Consider the following 15,038-nt stretch of genomic DNA (forward strand, 5'->3'; position numbering starts at 1 on the left):
GGTGGAGACCCGAAGGTGGGGGCATGGACGACCATCCCCTCCACCCCATCGGCGAGCTGTCCCGCCGGACCGGCACCCCGGTCCGGACCATCAGGTTCTACTCCGACGAGGGCCTCCTGCCCCCGGCCGGACGCTCCCCGTCCGGCCACCGGCTCTACGACGAGGCGGCGGCCGGGCGGCTGGCGCTGGTGCGGACCCTGCGCGAGCTGGGGATCGGCCTGCCGGCCGTCCGGAAGATTCTCGACCGGGAGCTGACGCTGCCGGAGGTGGCCGCCGCGCACACCAAGGCCCTGGACGCGCAGATCGCCGCCCTGCGGGTACGCCGTGCCGTGCTGGACACGGCCGCACGGCAGGGCACCGGCGCGGAGGAGATCCGCGCCCTGCACGAACTCGCCCACCTGTCACGGGGCGAGCGGAAGTCCCTCGTGGACGCGTTCCTCACCGCCGTCTTCGGGCCGGAACCGGGCCTGCCGCTCGCGGGGGTCGCCCGCACGCTGACCCCCGAGCTGCCCGACGAACCCGACGCCGCCCAGCTGCGGGCCTGGCTGGAACTGGCCGCGCTCACCCGGGACCCCGGTTTCCGCGCCCACCTCCGCGGCCTCTGCCAGGAGGCGGCCTCGGGGACGGGCACCCCGGGCGTCCCCCGCCCCGACCTGACCGCGACCGTCCGCGAGATCGTCGCCCCGGCCCTGGCGACGGGGCTCGCCCCCGACTCGCCCCGGGCCGAGGAGATCCTGACCGTCCTCCTCGCCCGCTGCGCGCCCCTGCCCGGCGGCGCGGAGGCGGAGCGGGTGCGGGGGCTGACGGCGAGGCTGGAGCGGTACGCCGACCCGCGCCGCGAGCGGTACGTCCGGCTCCTCGCCGTGGTCAACGGCTGGCCCCCGCCCAGCAGTACGCGCCCGGCGCTGACCTGGGCCACCGAGGCCCTGCGCGCCCGGCGCGGAACGGAGCCGGTCAGTCCGCGAGCAGCGACCGGTGCATGATGTGCAGCCCGACATACCCCTCGCCCGGATGCCGGAACCCCTCGGGCAGCGTGCCCAGCACCTCGAAGCCCAGTGACTCGTACAGCTTCACCGCGCGGGTGTTGGTCTCCACCACGGCGTTGAACTGCATCGCCCGGTACCCCTCGGCCCGCGCCCAGTCGATGGTGTGCGTGCAGAGCGCGCGGCCCACGCCCCGGCCGCCGTGCGCGGGGTCGACCATGTAGCTGGCGCTGGCGATGTGGCTGCCGTTGCCCATGTGGTTGCGGTTCATCTTGGCGGTGCCGAGGACGGTCCCGGAGTCGTCCACGGCGACCACGGTGCGGCTCGGCGCCTTCACCATCCACCAGCCCTCGGCGTCCTCGCGGGAGAGGTCGAGCGGGTAGGTGAAGGTCTCGCCCGCGCGAACGATGGACTCGAAGAACGGCCAGATGGCGTCCCAGTCCTCGGTGCGGGCCTCACGGATCAGCATCCGGCCATCCTCGCCGACGAACGACCAGGTGGTCCACGGTATTTCCCGGGCGGACACGGGCGTGCCCTTGACCTCGACTCCGCTTGAGTTTCTAGCTTCGGCCGGGCACGACGACCGACGCCGAACCGTTCCCAGGAGCCCGCATGCCTGCCACCGAGGCCGTCCCCGCCGCCTACCGCCACGCCGTCGTCCCGCACCTCCTGGTCGACGACGCCGACGCCGCCCTCACCTTCTACCAGCGGGCCTTCGGCGCCGAGCCGCGCTTCCGCCTCGACGGCGACCAGGGCGAGGTGGTGCACGCCGAACTCACCGTCGCCGGGGCCGTCATGATGCTCGGCGACGCCCGCGACACCCTGCGCTCCCCGGCCGCGCTCGGCGGCACCCCGGTCATCCTGCACGTCTACGTCCCCGACGTGGACGCCCTCACCGCACGGGCCACCGCCGCCGGGGCCGAGCTGCTGGAGGGCCCCGCCGACCAATTCCACGGGGACCGCACGGCCATGCTCCGCGACCCCTTCGGCCACCTGTGGATCTTCCTCACGCACCTGGAAGATCTCACCCCGGAGCAGATCGCGGAGCGCCTGGCCGAGGCGGACGGCACCGCCGGAGCCACCGGCTGACCTCGGGGAACCCGGTGACAGCACGGCGCGCGCTCCGTACGCTGGCCCACGGTCCGGCCCCGTCCGGGCCGTGCCGTGCCGTCCCGCCCGCCCCGGAGGAACCCGTGTCCGCCACTCCCGGCCCCCTGAGCGACGTCTCCCCGACCACCCTCGCCGACCTCCTCGGCCGCGAACAGGTCATGGACTTCGGGCTGCGGACGCTCTGGCCGACCCCGCCCCGGGTCGCGGGCCCCGCCTTCACCGTCCGCTGCGCCCCCGGCGACCAGCTGATGCTGCACGCCGCGATCTACCGGGCGGCACCCGGTTCGGTCCTGGTGGTCGAGGGCGGCGGCACCGAGTACGCGGTGGCCGGGGGCAACGTCTGCGCCGTCGCCCAGCGCCGGGGCATCGCCGCCTTCGTCGTGGACGGCGTCGTGCGCGACCTGGCCGAGATCCGCGCCTCCGGCTTCCCCGTCTTCGCCCGGGGCGTCGTCCCCAAACCCGGCACCAAGAAGGCGGCGTTCCCCCTGAACGAGGAGGTCCGCTGCGGCGGCGTCACGGTACGCGCCGGTGACCTGGTCGTCGCCGACGAGGAGGGCGTCGTCGTGGTCCCCGCCGCCCGGCAGGACGAACTCCTCCAGGCGGCCCGCGCCAAGAAGGCGAAGGAGGCGGCCCAGTCGCTCGACGCCTGGGAGACCGACCACTACGCCCGCATCCAGCAGGCCCTCGACGCCCAGGACTTCACCGGCTGAGGCCGGTCCCGCACACCCGAACGGAGCCCCGCATGCCGCTGCGCTGCGCCCTGCTGAACGACCACCAGGGGGTCGCCACCACGGCCGCCGACTGGTCCCCCGTCCTGGACCGCGTCGAGCTGACCTCCTTCCCGGACCATTTCGGCACCGAGGACGAACTCGCCGCCGCGCTCGCCGACTTCGACATCGTCGTCACCCTGCGCGAACGCGTCCCCTTCCCCGCCTCCCTCTTCGCCCGCCTCCCCCGCCTACGCCTGCTGGTCGCCTCCGGCATGCGCAACTCCGCGATCGACCTCGCGGCGGCCCGCGCCCACGGCGTCACCGTCTGCGGCACCGCCAGCTACTCCACGCCCCCCGTCGAGCTGACCTGGGCCCTCATCCTCGGCCTCGCCCGCAACCTGGTCGCCGAGAACACCGCCCTGCGCACCGGCGGCCCCTGGCAGTCCACCGTCGGCGCCGATCTGCACGGGCGCCGCCTCGGCGTGGTCGGCCTCGGCCGGATCGGCTCCCAGGTCGCCCGGATCGGCGCCGCCTTCGGCATGGAGGTCGCCGCCTGGAGCCCCAACCTCACCGAGGAGCGCGCCGCCGAGCACGGCGTCCGCCTCGCCCCCGGCCTGCCCGAACTGCTGGCCGACAGCGACGTGGTCACCCTCCACCTGAAGCTGGGCGAGCGCAGCCGGGGCATCATCGGCGCCCGCGAACTGGCCCTGCTGAAGCCCACCGCGTACCTCGTCAACACCTCCCGCGCCGCCCTGGTCGACCACGACGCCCTCCTCGCCGCCCTGAACGAGGGCCGCATCGCCGGCGCCGGCCTCGACGTCTTCCCCACCGAACCCCTCCCCGCCGACGACCCGGTCCGCACCACCCCCCGCCTCCTGGCCACCCCGCACCTCGGCTACGTCACCGAGCGCACCTACGCCACGTACTACCGCGAGGCCGTCGAGGACATCGCCGCCCACCTGGACGGCACCCCGGTACGCGTCCTCGGCTGAGCCCCGCCCGGCCCCTCACCCGGTCAGGTCCCGCAGGTGCGGCACCGCCCGGGTCAGTTCCCGTACGCCCCAGGCGATCAGCGCCACCCCCGCCAGCTCCGGCACCACCCACCAGCCGCCGCGCACGCTCTCCTCGAAGACCACGACACCGAGCAGGAGACTGATCGAGGCGTCCCCGATGGTCAGCGCCGGCTGCGAGGCGGCGAGCGGCCCGGCCTGCAGGGCGTTCTCCAGCAGCAGCACGGCTGCGACCCCGGTCACCGCGAACCCGTACGTCTGCCAGGTCGTGAGGAACGCGATGAACCCGTCGTCGGCGAGCGTGCCCGTGGCCGACTTGAGCAGCGCCGCCGTCAGGGCGTTCCCCACGGCGGCCGCGCAACCGAGCGCCGCCGCCCGGAACAGGGGCGACCGGTTCACCCGCGAGGCCACCACGGCCAGCGCCATCGCCCCCAGACACCCCACCAGCACCGGAATCCACCGCGTCATCGGCGCATCGGTACGCGCCCCCGCCGGCGCCGCCGCCCCCAGCACCGCGACCAGCCCCACCACCACCGCCGCCACCGCCCACCACCCCTCACGCGGCAGCCGCCGGTGCAGCAGCGGCACCCCGATCAGCAGCGCGAACGGCAGCTCCAGCACGAACACCGGCTGTACCAGCGCCAACGGCCCGTTGACCAGCGCCAGCGCCTGGAACAGGGCGGCCCCCACGACCCCCGCGATCCCCAGCAGCCACACCGGCTTCCGCGCCAGCTGCCGCAGCAGCCGCCACCCGCCGCCCGACGCCACCTCGGAGGCGGCCTTCCGCTGGAAGGCGGTACCGGCGGCATTGCTGGCAGCCCCGAGGACGGCGAAGAGGACGGCGAGGACGAGCATGGGTGATCCGTGCCCGGACGGGGGCGGCCCCTCCCCGGGCAGCGGGGATTGCCGCCGATCGGAGCAGGCGGCCGGGGCGGGTGCGCCCTCACCCCCTCTTGGAGACGAGCCGGCCCAGCGGGTGCGCCTCCCCGCCGAGCGCCCGCCGCACCGCCTCCCACTCCTGACTGCCAACGCCGAGGACGTGGCGCAGGTACGCCGTGGTGACCTCCTGCACCAGGGCGACCCGGGCCGGGTTCTCGTCGGTCGTCTCGGCCACCTCGTACCCCGAGATCCCGCCGAGGAAGTGCTCCGCCCCGAAGAGCGTCAGCAGACTCTTCTCGCCCGGACTCAGTACGTACGGATCGGCCGTCCACTCCGGCCCCCGCACGGTCAGCGGCGAGGCGTCCCGGTCGCCCGCGACCACCAGCGCCGGGGCCGTCATGTGCGCGAACTCCGGGCCCCGCAGCCAGGGCAGGTTCCCGGCCGCGAACGGCGTCAGGGCGTCGCCGCCCCGGCCCGCCGTGGCCAGCAGCACCCCCGCCCTGACCCGCGGGTCGGACAGGTCCTCCGCCCTTCCCGTCTCCGGGTCGAGGACGCGCAGCCCCAGCAGCACCCCCGCCGTCTGCCCGCCGAAGGAGTGCCCCGCCACGGCGATCCGCTCCTGGTCGACCCGCCCGGCCAGCCCCGGCACCTGCCCCACCAGCACATCGAGCCGGTCGAGCACCCGCCGCACATCCTCGACCCGGTACCGCCACAGCCCCGGCCGCCGCGGATCGTCCGCCGCCAGCCCCACCGTCTTCGCGTCGAGATGCGTGGGCTGCACCACCACGAACCCCCGCGCCGCCCAGTAGTCGGCCAACGGCCCGTACCCCTCCGACGACGCCCCGAACCCGTGCGCGAACACCACCACCGGCAGCCCCCCGCCCCGTGACGGGCGCCGACACCCGCACCCGCAACTCCTCCCGCCGCCCGGGCACGGACAACCCGAGCGGCTTCACGGAAACAACAGGAACCGGGACGGGAACGGGAACAGGGACGCTGTCCATATGAGCCACTTCTCTCCACCAGCGATCAAAAGGTCGGGTCGGTCTGTCCCGAGTTACGCTAAAACCTGACGCTGACGTCAGAGGCAAGAGAGGCACCGGACCCATGATGCGCATCGGCGAACTCGCCACCCGGACCCACGTCAGCGTGCGCGCCCTCCGCTACTACGAGGAACACGCCCTCCTCACCGCCGAACGCACCCCCAGCGGCCAGCGCCACTACCCGGAATCCGCCGTCGCCCGCATCCACCTCATCCAGCAGCTCTACGCCGCCGGCCTCTCCAGCCGCACCATCCGGGACCTCCTCCCCTGCGTCCTCGACGGCCGGGCCACCCCCGAACTCCTCCACCGCCTCACCGCACAACGCGACCACCTCACCACCAAGCTCGCCGCCCTCACCGCCACCCGCGACACCCTCGACAGAGTGATCGCCAACGCGGAGACCAGCTTGCGAACGGGGGAGGCGTGCGGCGGCGGGGAGTGACCGGCCCGCGCTCCGGGACTCGGGGCCGGGGCTCAGGGCCCGGACGGCCCCCGCATCTCGTCCAGGCCGACGCCTCGGCGAGGCAGATGCATCCACCCCTCGACCGGGGCCAGGGCCCGCTCGTCGCCGGGGGCAGGCCCCTCCGTCAGCCCGAGCGCGACCGCCCGCGCGACGACGGCGGAGATCAGCGCGTCCAGGGCATGGTCATCGGCCACACACCGCCCGCGGACCTCCCCGGAGAGGTCGAGGCCCAGTCCGGCCTCCAGAGCGGCGAGGACGCGGCCGCGCGCCGCCTCGGCGCCCTCGCCCTTGCCCTTGTAGGTCCCCTCGGGGGCGATGCCCCACATGATCAGCGCGTACGCCGGATACACCTCGGCGACGGCCCCGGAACCGTCACGCGGCACCGCCCGCCCCTCCTCGGCCAGCCGCGCCAGCAGACCGGCCCCACGGATCGCGAGGACGCCGAGCTTGTCGACGGAGACCGACAACGGCCGCCGCCTCCCCGCCCCCGTACGCTTCCACGCCACGTCGTCGGTGAGGCGGTGCGTGAAGGTGTTCCCGAGCCCCGGACGCCCGTCGGCGCACGCCTCGTGGTGCGCGAGCGCCGGCAACTCGGCGCCGCTCCGATGAGCGGCGACCAGCTCGGCGAAGGCGACCGGCCAGCCCAACGGCGCGTCGATCCCGCTCTTGTCCGCACTGCGCATCGCCGCCAGCAGATCGTCGTCATCCCTCGCCGGGAGCAGCTCGACCACGGCCCGCCGCCCCCACGTCACGCGGCACACCCCGGTCGTCCCGGTCCTTCCGGCCAGGTCCACCCCGACCGTCACCCGCGCTTCCCCACCGCCACCCACGCCCCGCTCAGCCCGCACCTTCGCTCTTGCCTTCGTCCTCGGCCCTGTCTCCGCGCAGGCGCCGCGCCCGCTCGGCGATGCCGCTCGCGAGCTTGTCCCGTACGGTCCCGGCCCGGTCCAGGGTCTCGTTGCCGACGGCCCTGGCGGCCGCCACGCCCATCGCCCCGGTTTCGAGCGCCCGGTCCCTTGCCTGCACGGCGGCCTCCCTCCACCGCCTCGCCTCGGTGTACCGACGCCCGGCCCGGTCGGCCACACGCTCCTGGAACTCATGGACGCCGACCACGACCTGGTTGCTCGCCTCGACCACGGCCGGGGACTTGGCCGGGTGCAGCAGCACCTTCGCGTTGGCCGCCCCGGCCGCCACGTTCATCCTGGTCACCAGCCGGTCGGTGCACCGCAGGATGAGCTCCTGCCGGTCCCGCCGGGCCTCCCTGAGCCCGAGGCGATGCCCGTTCAGCTCCTCCGGCGACACCTCCCGCACCCGGTCGAGTTCGAGCACCGCCACCGCGTCCTGCAACTGGAAGCAGCGGGCGAGGACAGCGAGCCACTCCCGCACCGCCGGCTCGGCCTCACGCACCGTCGCCGCGAGTTCCCCGATCTTGGCCTGCCGCTCCATCTTCTCCGCGAGCGCGTCCAGCTGCCGCAAGGCGTACGCCTGGGTCTCCGCGATCGTCGCCGGCCCGCCCTGCACCTTCGACCACGTGACCTCGTCGACCCCGCCCCGCTGCCGGCGCACGGTCATGGCCTCCTCGATGACGAGCCCCGTACCGATCATGCGGGACAGCACCCCGTCCTTCTGGGCCCGCAACACGTCGTCGACCTTGGCGTCGATCGCGTCGAGATACTCGGTGATCTCGTCCATGGCCTGCTCCATCGCCACCTGCGCCAGCAGCTTGGCGACGTTGGCGAGAGCGACCGGGCTCCCCACGACCGACCGGGACCCCCGGGCGAACTCGACGAACCCCTTGATCTGCCCCCGGTCCCCCTTCAGCACACCGGTACTGACCCCCGTCGCCGCACTCTCCCGCAACCCGTACTTCTTCACCTGCTCCGCCGACCCCGCCGTCAGCTTCACCCACCGCCCGGACACACCGGCATCCCCGTCCACCCCCTCCTTCACCACCGCGGCCCCGGCCCCGACCACCCCCTTGATCCACCCCGACCCGACCTTCCTCCCCACCAACCCCTCCGAGACAAGAAACCGCTCGACGTCCTCCCGCCCCCCGATCACCGCCAGCCCGTCACCATCACTGACCAGCTGAACCTCGTCCTTCATCGCCCACCCACCCGCTCCGGAGCTCTCCTGAACGAACAAGACTATCCACCCGAACCCAACAGGGGTCCCGTTCAGCCTTGTTGAACAACTCCCGAGAACGACAAAGGCCCAGATCAGAAATCCTCTGACCTGGGCCTCACCGGAGCCGCCTTCGGGATTCGAACCCGAGACCTACGCATTACGAGACCAAGAGTGATCGTGTTGCGTACTGCCTCGTCATGCTGTCCGGTGACGTTTATGCTGATCAGAGCATGTGCAGCAGGCTGACCTGTGCCACCCCGTGATGCCCCGCCCAAAGGCGTCTGTCCACCGGCTGTCCACCGGCGGGGAAGCCGAAAGGGTCACCGAGGGCACTGCGCGGCCGCAAGCGCAGCCTCTGACGAGACCAGACGGGCACATATAGGCGCTTGTCCGACCTCGACAAAAGCGCCTTTGCCCCCGAGTTCCTGAGCTTTCCTGCCGAGCGACGCCTGCACAAGCCAGAAATGTCGGCGACCCATTGCCAACACCCGCCCACCGACCTCCCCGAGATCGTCCGGCTGCTCGGGCTGCCGCCGTAGATCGAGCAATGCTACGTACAGATCAAGGACGAACGCGGCTGGGCCGATATCCAGGTCCGCTCCGACCTGCAACCCTTCGCGTTTCAGGGTATGTGACGCCGCCCTGCGGCGTATTACCAAATGGGACGCCATGGAGGGATCGAGTCTCCTGCCAGGGTTCGGGTGATGGCCGCGAGCTCAGTTCGTGGAACCTGCAGACCGACCTCATGGAGTTGCTTGGTCAGTTGTGCTTCCAGTTCGTGCAGGATCCTTCCCGCTACGACCAGGTGCTCCAGCGCTTTCGCCGTCAGCACGACGAGCTTGCGTCGGCCACCGGCGGGGTGCGGTTGGCGCTCGACGTATCCCCGCTTCTCCAGGTCGTCGAGGATCTGGCCAGCGGCTTGCTTGGTGACCCCGAGTTGCTCGGCGAGTTCACTGCTCGTTGCGCCGGAGCCGCGGAGCACCTGAAAAACCAGACCGTGCATGGGGCGGAGTTCGGCGTAGCCGGCGGAGTCCAGGCGGCTCACGAACTCGGAGAGGACCAGTTGGAAGGCCATTCCGAGCAGGAAGGTGAGCTCGGTGCGCTCAAGAGGGTCGTTGGTCTCCATCGGTTCATCTTGACACACGCCTGTAAAGTAGCTTTACTCGCTGCAAGTAAAGAAGCTTTACACAGGAGGATCCATGTACGTGGTCAGCGAGAGCGAACAGCGGACGACCACCACGCCCGCCGGTGCGATGTTCGGCCTGGCAGGCCCGAGCCAAGGTAGTGCCGAGGTCAGCACTTGGCGGGTGGAACTCGGCGCGGATACATCCACCCCGGTGCACATCATCGACCGTGAGCAGGTGTGGATGCCCTTGTCGGGTGAGTTCGAGGTCGAGGTGGACGGCAAGACCGAACAGGTCAAGGCCGGCCAGGCACTCGTTCTTTCCGCCGGCGCGGTACGGCAGCTCAAGGCCGTCGGCGGCCCTGCTGAGGCGTTGGTCACCATGGTTGTCGGAGGTAAGGCCATGATGCCGGGCAGCGACAAGAAGATCCCGCTTCCCTGGGCGGAGTGACATCACTCCCTTGAGCAGCCCGACCAGGCCCCCCGATGGATCTGGTCGGGCTGTTCGCTGCTCCGGGCCTTGTCCCGCTGCCCCGGCGTGAGCGCGAAGCCGGAGACGTCAGACATCAACCGCAACTCCACCAAGGACAGTTATGGACCCCGAAGTCAGCAGCGTGAGCTGTACTGAGATTTGTGGAGTCCCTGATGCCAGGGTTACGGTCCTGGCGAAGGAGATCCACCAGCACCATGCCAGCACCCCGTAAGTACCCCGATGAACTTCGTGAGCGGGCGGTCCGCGAGGTCCGCGCCACCGGCCGCCCGATCGCGCATCTCGCGAAGGACCTCGGCATTCACAAGGAGGCCCTGCGCGGCTGGGTCCGCCAGGCAGAGGCCGACTATGGCGAACGCAACGACCGGCTGACCACAGCCGAGCACGACGAGCTCAAACAGCTCCGCAAAGAAGTAGCGGAGTTGCGGCGGGCCAACGAGATCCTCAAGGCCGCCTCGGTGTTTTTTGCCCAGGAGATCGACCGTCCCCGGACGAGGCCGAGCAGGTGATCGACCACCTGCGTGACAACGGTCTCGGGGCCGATCCCGTCTGCCGGGTGCTGGGCCTGTCGCCGTCGACGTACTTCGCCCGCAAGAAGCGGCCGAAGTCGGCCCGTCGGCTCCGCGACGAACAGCTCGTGCCGGTGATCGAGCAGGTCCACGCCGAGTCCGCCGGCACGTATGGGACCCGTCGGATCACCCGCGCCCTGCGGCGCAAGGGTGTTGAGGTGGCCCGCTGCACCGTCGAGCGGCTCATGGCCGAACACGGACTGGAGGGCGTGATCCGTGGCCGGCGGCGCCGCACCACGATCCCGGAGCCGTCGGCGCCCCGACCGCCGGACCTGGTGGACCGCAACTTCACCGCGGCGCGGCCCGATCAGCTGTGGGTGGCGGACGTGACATATGTCCGCACGTGGTCGGGCTGGGCATATGTGGCGTTCGTCCTGGACGTGTACTCACGGATGATCGTCGGCTGGCAGATCGCCGACCACATGCGGACCGAACTGCCCCTGGACGCCCTGGAGATGGCGCTCTGGCGCCGACGCATCAAGAAGGACTCCGGCCTCATTCACCACAGCGACAGGGGCTCGCAACATGTGTCGATTCGCTACACCGACCGACTCGCGGACATCGGCGCCTCCGCGTCGGTCGGTTCCGTCGCGGACTCGTACGACAATGCCATGGCCGAGGCACAGAACGGCACTTTCAAGGCCGAGCTGATCGAGATGCAGGGCCCCTGGAAGGACCCCGCCCAGGTCGAACGGGCGATCTTCCAGTGGATCACCTGGTACAACGAAGAACGCCTGCACTCCGCGCTCGACTACGTGCCACCCGCCGAGTACGAACGCGGCTTCTGGCAGCGCCAGGAACGAGTCCCCCAATCCGCCTGAAACAAGATCACCGGACTCTACGAAACTCGGGGCAGCTCAGCCGACCGAGTCCGGAGTGATGCCGTATATCTCGCTTCGAGGCGAGCCCGGCGCACCGCACACAGGCAGTACGCCCGGCGCGGCCCGGTCGATCCGCGGCAAACCATAAGGGAGTTGCTGCGCCGGGGCGGTGAGCCGGCCGGCCTGCGCCGCCGCGCACGTACCGAACGATCCCGGCAGGTGTCCTGCTGGATGTGAACGCGGCCCGTACGCCGACCTGCTGTTGCTGTTCGCGCACGCCTCCACGCACGGTGGTGCGGAAGAGCGGCGCCATACGGAGGCATTCACGATCAGCTCCCGGCCAACCCGGCCCCGACCGGCCACCGTCTGGTCCGGCGTGATGCCGGGCAGTTCGCGGGCGACAGGTCTGCATAACGTGAATGCGCGAGCACGGTGCCATTGCCGAGGCCGGCAGGAGCAACCACCCGGGAGGGGTGCGATGTTCGACAGCGATGGCGTGGGCGTCTTCCGCGGGATGGACGTCGGCAAGACGGCCCGTCACGGCCACGGCTCACCCCGGCCAGGGCCTCGGCACTCGGACACTCCCAGGTTCACTGCGCCAAGGGGGTTCCTTCGGCGTGAGCAGTCCTGAGGAGTGTTCAGCGTGGAGCATCGTCCACGGTCACGACGCGGTTCTGGTAGGCCCACACGGCTGCTTGCAGGCGGGACTGCACACCGAGTTTGGGCAGCATACGGGCGAGATGCGACTTGACGGTGGTGACCTCGACGACGAGTGCTCCGGCGATCTGCTCGTTCGACATACCCTGCGCCAGTAACAGCAGGATGTCTCGCTCGCGGGCGGTGAGGACGTCGATCCCCCGCGTCGCTGTCACAGGTCGCAGGCGCCGTCGTTCCACATACTCGGCGACGATACGGCGGGTCAGAGTGCGGTCGAGAGTGCCGTGTCCCGCGGCGATATGGTGGATCGCTCGCAGAATCTCCTCGGGGTCGGAATCCTTGAGCAAGAACCCGGCGACCCCCGCTTCCAGCGCCCGGAAGACGTAGTCATCGATGTCGAAGGTGGTGAGGATCAGCACCGGGACGGCTGGAGACGCGTCGGGGCCGCAGATGCGGGCCGCGACGTCGATGCCGTCCATCTTCGGCATCCGGATGTCCAGGCACGCGACGTCCGGAACCAGTTCGGTGGCCAGGTCGAGGGCTTCCGCCCCGTCCGCGGCGACACCGACGACCTCGACGTCCTTCTCCGCGTTCAGCAGTGCGCTCAGGCCGGCGCGGACGAGAGGCTGGTCGTCGGCAAGAAGGACTCGGATCACGTGAACTGCTCCGGGAGGTGGTGCCCGCTTTCGCGGGGGATGCTTATACGGGTCTCCCACCCGTCGTCGTCGGTCGGGCCAGCGCCGAAAGATCCGCCGATGAGGGCGGAGCGCTCTCTCATGCCGATGATGCCGTAGCCAGTACCGCGTGAAGCGGGACGGGCCTGTGGGCCGGGCGGTGCGTTGCGGACGGTGATTCGCAGCGTGCGCGGGTCACGGTCGTCCACGGTGACGACACAGGGGGCGCCGGGCGCATGGCGTGAGGCGTTCGTGAGCGATTCCTGCACGATGCGATAGGCGGCCAGCTGACCCAGCAGGCTGACCCCTGCGCCCGGCTTCCGTCGTTCATCGCTGCGCAGATCGAAGTCGACCTGGGCTCCGGTGAGACGGGCCGTCGCGATCAGGTGGGGAAGAGTGGCGAGGGTTTTGACGCCCTCGTCTTGGTGACCGACGTCGCGGAGCAATCCCACCAGACGACGCAGGTCATCCAGGATCGCGTTGCTCTGCTTGCGGATCTCCAACGCTCCGGAGTGGGCTTCGCCCGGTGCCGAGGCGGTCTGCCGAGCGACGACCGAGGCCATCAGCGAGATGCCGGACAAATGGTGGGCGGCGATGTCGTGCAGCTCCCGCGCCATCGCCGCCCGTTCCAGAGCGATCGCCTCACCGATCTTGGCATCGCGCTCACGGGTGACCGCCGCCAGCGTTTCCTGCTGCGCGGCCCTCGTCGCGCGTTGCGCGGCGATCACGGAAGCCGGCAGCAGTGGCAGGCCGACCACCAGGGCCGCCTGAAGCAGCGCCTGCATCACCAGGCCCCACCCGCCGGTGCGCCCGTCGGCGCTGCCGTTGACGAAGTGGGCGGTCGACACCAGTACGCCCGAGGCCAGGGCCCACCGGCACACATCCCGCCAGGCCCCGGTCAGCCCGGCCAAGAACGCACCGACCAGAACCGGCAGCGCGGTAACAGTGAACAGTCCGCTGGGAAACACGGCCGCCAGGACCAGGCAGAGTCCGGCCACGCAGCCCAACGTGGCGGTCACCTGATGGCGGCCCCACAGCAGGGCCACCGATTGCAGGACGAGCGTCACGGCCGTCCCCCACCAGGCGGCCATGCCGAGTGGAGCTCCGGTGAGTGACGGGTCATCACGCGCCAGCAGCGCGATGATCCACAGGAGGGCCAGCGCGCTCAGCGCGGTGGTGACAGCGGTCGCTGCGGAGCGGGTCATGCTGGGGCGCCGCGCGGTCGTCACGGCTCGATCATAGTGAGGTCCCGGTCATACCCCGCGCGGCGGGCGAGCGGCGACGCATCCCCGTGGTCCGGCGGGACGGCAGGGCCGTGGCCGAGACGGCCGCGGGTGGTGATCACGATCACCGCCGCGGCAACAGAGGCACCGGTCCCCATCGCGACGAGGGCGAGCTCCCCGTCCAGGCCGGGAAACATCTCGGACCACATGACGGACGCGAAGGTGTTGACGCCGACATGCATGAGCATGGACAGCGGCAGACTCTGCCCGGTGCGGTTGAACACCCACGACATCACGATGTTGAACGCGACGCAGAACGTGAAGAAGGCCAGAGGCCGCGTCCAGGACGCCTCGGGGTAGCCGCCCCACTCGGTGAGGAACAGCGGGAAGTGCCACACACCCCACAGCGGGCCCAGGACGAAGGCGGCGCGCAGCGGCGAGAACCGGCTCTGCAGGCGGGGAAGGGCGAAGTCGCGCCACCCGGGTTCCTCGGCCAGACCGGTCGTGATCATCTGGAACAGCAGCATCGGCACGAAGGCGGTGAGCGCTGCGGCCGAAGGGGCGGCGACCTGCCCGCCGGAGAACGCCAAGCCGGTCAGGAGCATCCCGGCAGGGACGCTGAGCAACGTGATCGCGTACCAGCGCCCGCCGACCCGCCACCGCCACAACCGGCGCGTCCAGGCCCGCAGACCAGTCCGGCCGTCCACCAGCGCCGTCATCGCGAACGCGGCACCGATCGGCCCCAGGTAGGCGCCCGGGAGGACCCCCAGCACTTGAGTGGTCCCGAGAATCGCGGGAAACCGGTAGTCCCAGATGCCGAGGCCGTTCTGCGACAGGATGTACGGCACCCATGCCACCCAGCTCAGCCCGTTCGCGAGGAGGAAGAAGTAAGTCAGCGGACGCGCTCGCGCCATCGCTCGGAGCCGTGCCGGGAGGCGGTCGGGGACCGGGGTTCGGGGGAGGCTGGCTCTGTTCTCTGTCATGACGGGAACGCTAGGTTTCCTCGCCCGACGGGCTCTACGGCCCGATGGTTGCATCAAGGCAGTGCATCCAAAGGATGCAAACCCGCTCCGCGCGGAGGAGTGCGACGCGTAGGGCGGCCGCGGGAATCCTCCTCACATCGAGGCTCGGGCCGGTGGTTCCACACCCGTCATGC

Annotated in this window: 16 protein-coding genes and 1 pseudogene; 8 read left to right on the forward strand and 9 right to left on the reverse strand. The window is 71.1% G+C overall.

All coding sequences use genetic code 11. From position 1 onward, the window contains the following. Positions 1–23 precede the first annotated feature (23 nt). Positions 24–983, forward strand: coding sequence for a helix-turn-helix domain-containing protein (locus tag IF45_RS0114945; protein ID WP_030307855.1), 960 nt, complete (start codon positions 24–26; stop codon positions 981–983). Here IF45_RS0114945 and IF45_RS0114950 read toward each other — a convergent pair. After that, a complete protein-coding gene (locus IF45_RS0114950) occupies positions 955–1,452 on the reverse strand; it encodes a GNAT family N-acetyltransferase (protein ID WP_003949715.1) in 498 nt (165 codons plus the stop codon). The two genes, IF45_RS0114945 and IF45_RS0114950, sit on opposite strands and share 29 nt — an antisense overlap. A gap of 143 nt (positions 1,453–1,595) precedes the next feature. Here IF45_RS0114950 and IF45_RS0114955 point away from each other — a divergent pair, with 143 nt between their 5' ends. From IF45_RS0114955 to IF45_RS0114965, 3 genes are all read left to right on the forward strand, one after another. Beyond that, complete coding sequence (locus tag IF45_RS0114955; protein WP_003949714.1) at positions 1,596–2,072, forward strand: VOC family protein; 477 nt, start codon at positions 1,596–1,598, stop codon at positions 2,070–2,072. A gap of 104 nt (positions 2,073–2,176) precedes the next feature. Further along, positions 2,177–2,803 carry an RraA family protein gene (locus IF45_RS0114960; RefSeq protein WP_030307857.1) on the forward strand — a complete coding sequence of 209 codons (627 nt, stop codon included), beginning with the start codon at positions 2,177–2,179 and terminating at the stop codon, positions 2,801–2,803. 32 nt (positions 2,804–2,835) lie between these two features. Further along, on the forward strand, positions 2,836–3,795 hold the full coding sequence (locus IF45_RS0114965) for a D-2-hydroxyacid dehydrogenase family protein (protein WP_030307859.1): 960 nt from the start codon (positions 2,836–2,838) through the stop codon (positions 3,793–3,795). A gap of 15 nt (positions 3,796–3,810) precedes the next feature. Here the strand turns inward: IF45_RS0114965 and IF45_RS0114970 are convergent, their stop codons facing one another. Together IF45_RS0114970 and IF45_RS31395 are read right to left on the reverse strand one after the other, a co-directional pair. Next, positions 3,811–4,668 carry a DMT family transporter gene (locus tag IF45_RS0114970; RefSeq protein ID WP_030307860.1) on the reverse strand — a complete coding sequence of 286 codons (858 nt, stop codon included), beginning with the start codon at positions 4,666–4,668 and terminating at the stop codon, positions 3,811–3,813. Positions 4,669–4,756: 88 nt separating this feature from the next. Continuing rightward, positions 4,757–5,696, reverse strand: a pseudogene (locus IF45_RS31395) (alpha/beta hydrolase family protein). A 103-nt stretch (positions 5,697–5,799) separates the two neighbouring features. Between IF45_RS31395 and IF45_RS0114980 the strand changes: the two are divergent. Next, positions 5,800–6,177, forward strand: coding sequence for a MerR family transcriptional regulator (locus IF45_RS0114980; protein ID WP_037638070.1), 378 nt, complete (start codon positions 5,800–5,802; stop codon positions 6,175–6,177). 32 nt (positions 6,178–6,209) lie between these two features. On the opposite strand, the gene IF45_RS0114985 is transcribed toward IF45_RS0114980, so the two are convergent. Beyond that, complete coding sequence (locus tag IF45_RS0114985) at positions 6,210–7,004, reverse strand: DUF429 domain-containing protein (protein WP_030307864.1); 795 nt, start codon at positions 7,002–7,004, stop codon at positions 6,210–6,212. A 31-nt stretch (positions 7,005–7,035) separates the two neighbouring features. After that, entirely contained in the window at positions 7,036–8,304 is a 1,269-nt protein-coding gene (locus tag IF45_RS0114990) for a hypothetical protein (protein WP_030307866.1), read from the reverse strand. 407 nt (positions 8,305–8,711) lie between these two features. Between IF45_RS0114990 and IF45_RS33320 the strand changes: the two genes are divergently transcribed. Continuing rightward, positions 8,712–8,864 carry a hypothetical protein gene (locus IF45_RS33320; protein WP_162473210.1) on the forward strand — a complete coding sequence of 51 codons (153 nt, stop codon included), beginning with the start codon at positions 8,712–8,714 and terminating at the stop codon, positions 8,862–8,864. Between the two features lie 113 nt (positions 8,865–8,977). Here the strand turns inward: IF45_RS33320 and IF45_RS0114995 are convergent, their stop codons facing one another. Beyond that, entirely contained in the window at positions 8,978–9,451 is a 474-nt protein-coding gene (locus IF45_RS0114995; RefSeq protein ID WP_003949705.1) for a MarR family winged helix-turn-helix transcriptional regulator, read from the reverse strand. Positions 9,452–9,524: 73 nt separating this feature from the next. Here IF45_RS0114995 and IF45_RS0115000 point away from each other — a divergent pair, with 73 nt between their 5' ends. Beyond that, positions 9,525–9,899, forward strand: a complete 375-nt coding sequence (locus IF45_RS0115000; protein ID WP_003949704.1) for a cupin domain-containing protein — start codon at positions 9,525–9,527, stop codon at positions 9,897–9,899. Between the two features lie 236 nt (positions 9,900–10,135). Further along, a protein-coding gene (locus IF45_RS0115015) for an IS3 family transposase (RefSeq protein ID WP_370443953.1) occupies positions 10,136–11,328 on the forward strand; the annotation gives its coding sequence in 2 pieces (ribosomal slippage) (positions 10,136–10,400 and positions 10,400–11,328; 1,194 coding nt in all). 638 nt (positions 11,329–11,966) lie between these two features. Here IF45_RS0115015 and IF45_RS0115020 read toward each other — a convergent pair. The 3 genes from IF45_RS0115020 to IF45_RS0115030 are packed head-to-tail and all read right to left on the reverse strand — an operon-like array spanning position 11,967 to position 14,796. Continuing rightward, the gene (locus IF45_RS0115020; RefSeq protein WP_003949701.1) at positions 11,967–12,641 is read right to left on the reverse strand and encodes a response regulator; all 675 of its coding nucleotides are present in this window, start codon (positions 12,639–12,641) and stop codon (positions 11,967–11,969) included. Beyond that, the gene (locus IF45_RS0115025) at positions 12,638–13,888 is read right to left on the reverse strand and encodes a sensor histidine kinase (protein WP_226660265.1); all 1,251 of its coding nucleotides are present in this window, start codon (positions 13,886–13,888) and stop codon (positions 12,638–12,640) included. Before IF45_RS0115025 ends, IF45_RS0115020 begins: the two co-directional genes overlap by 4 nt. Next, positions 13,885–14,796, reverse strand: coding sequence for a CPBP family intramembrane glutamic endopeptidase (locus IF45_RS0115030; protein ID WP_003949699.1), 912 nt, complete (start codon positions 14,794–14,796; stop codon positions 13,885–13,887). The genes IF45_RS0115025 and IF45_RS0115030 overlap by 4 nt, the downstream gene beginning before the upstream one ends. Between the last annotated feature and the right edge of the window lie 242 nt (positions 14,797–15,038).

Origin of the sequence: Streptomyces albidoflavus (assembly GCF_000719955.1) — a bacterium.
Taxonomy (GTDB): domain Bacteria; phylum Actinomycetota; class Actinomycetes; order Streptomycetales; family Streptomycetaceae; genus Streptomyces; species Streptomyces albidoflavus.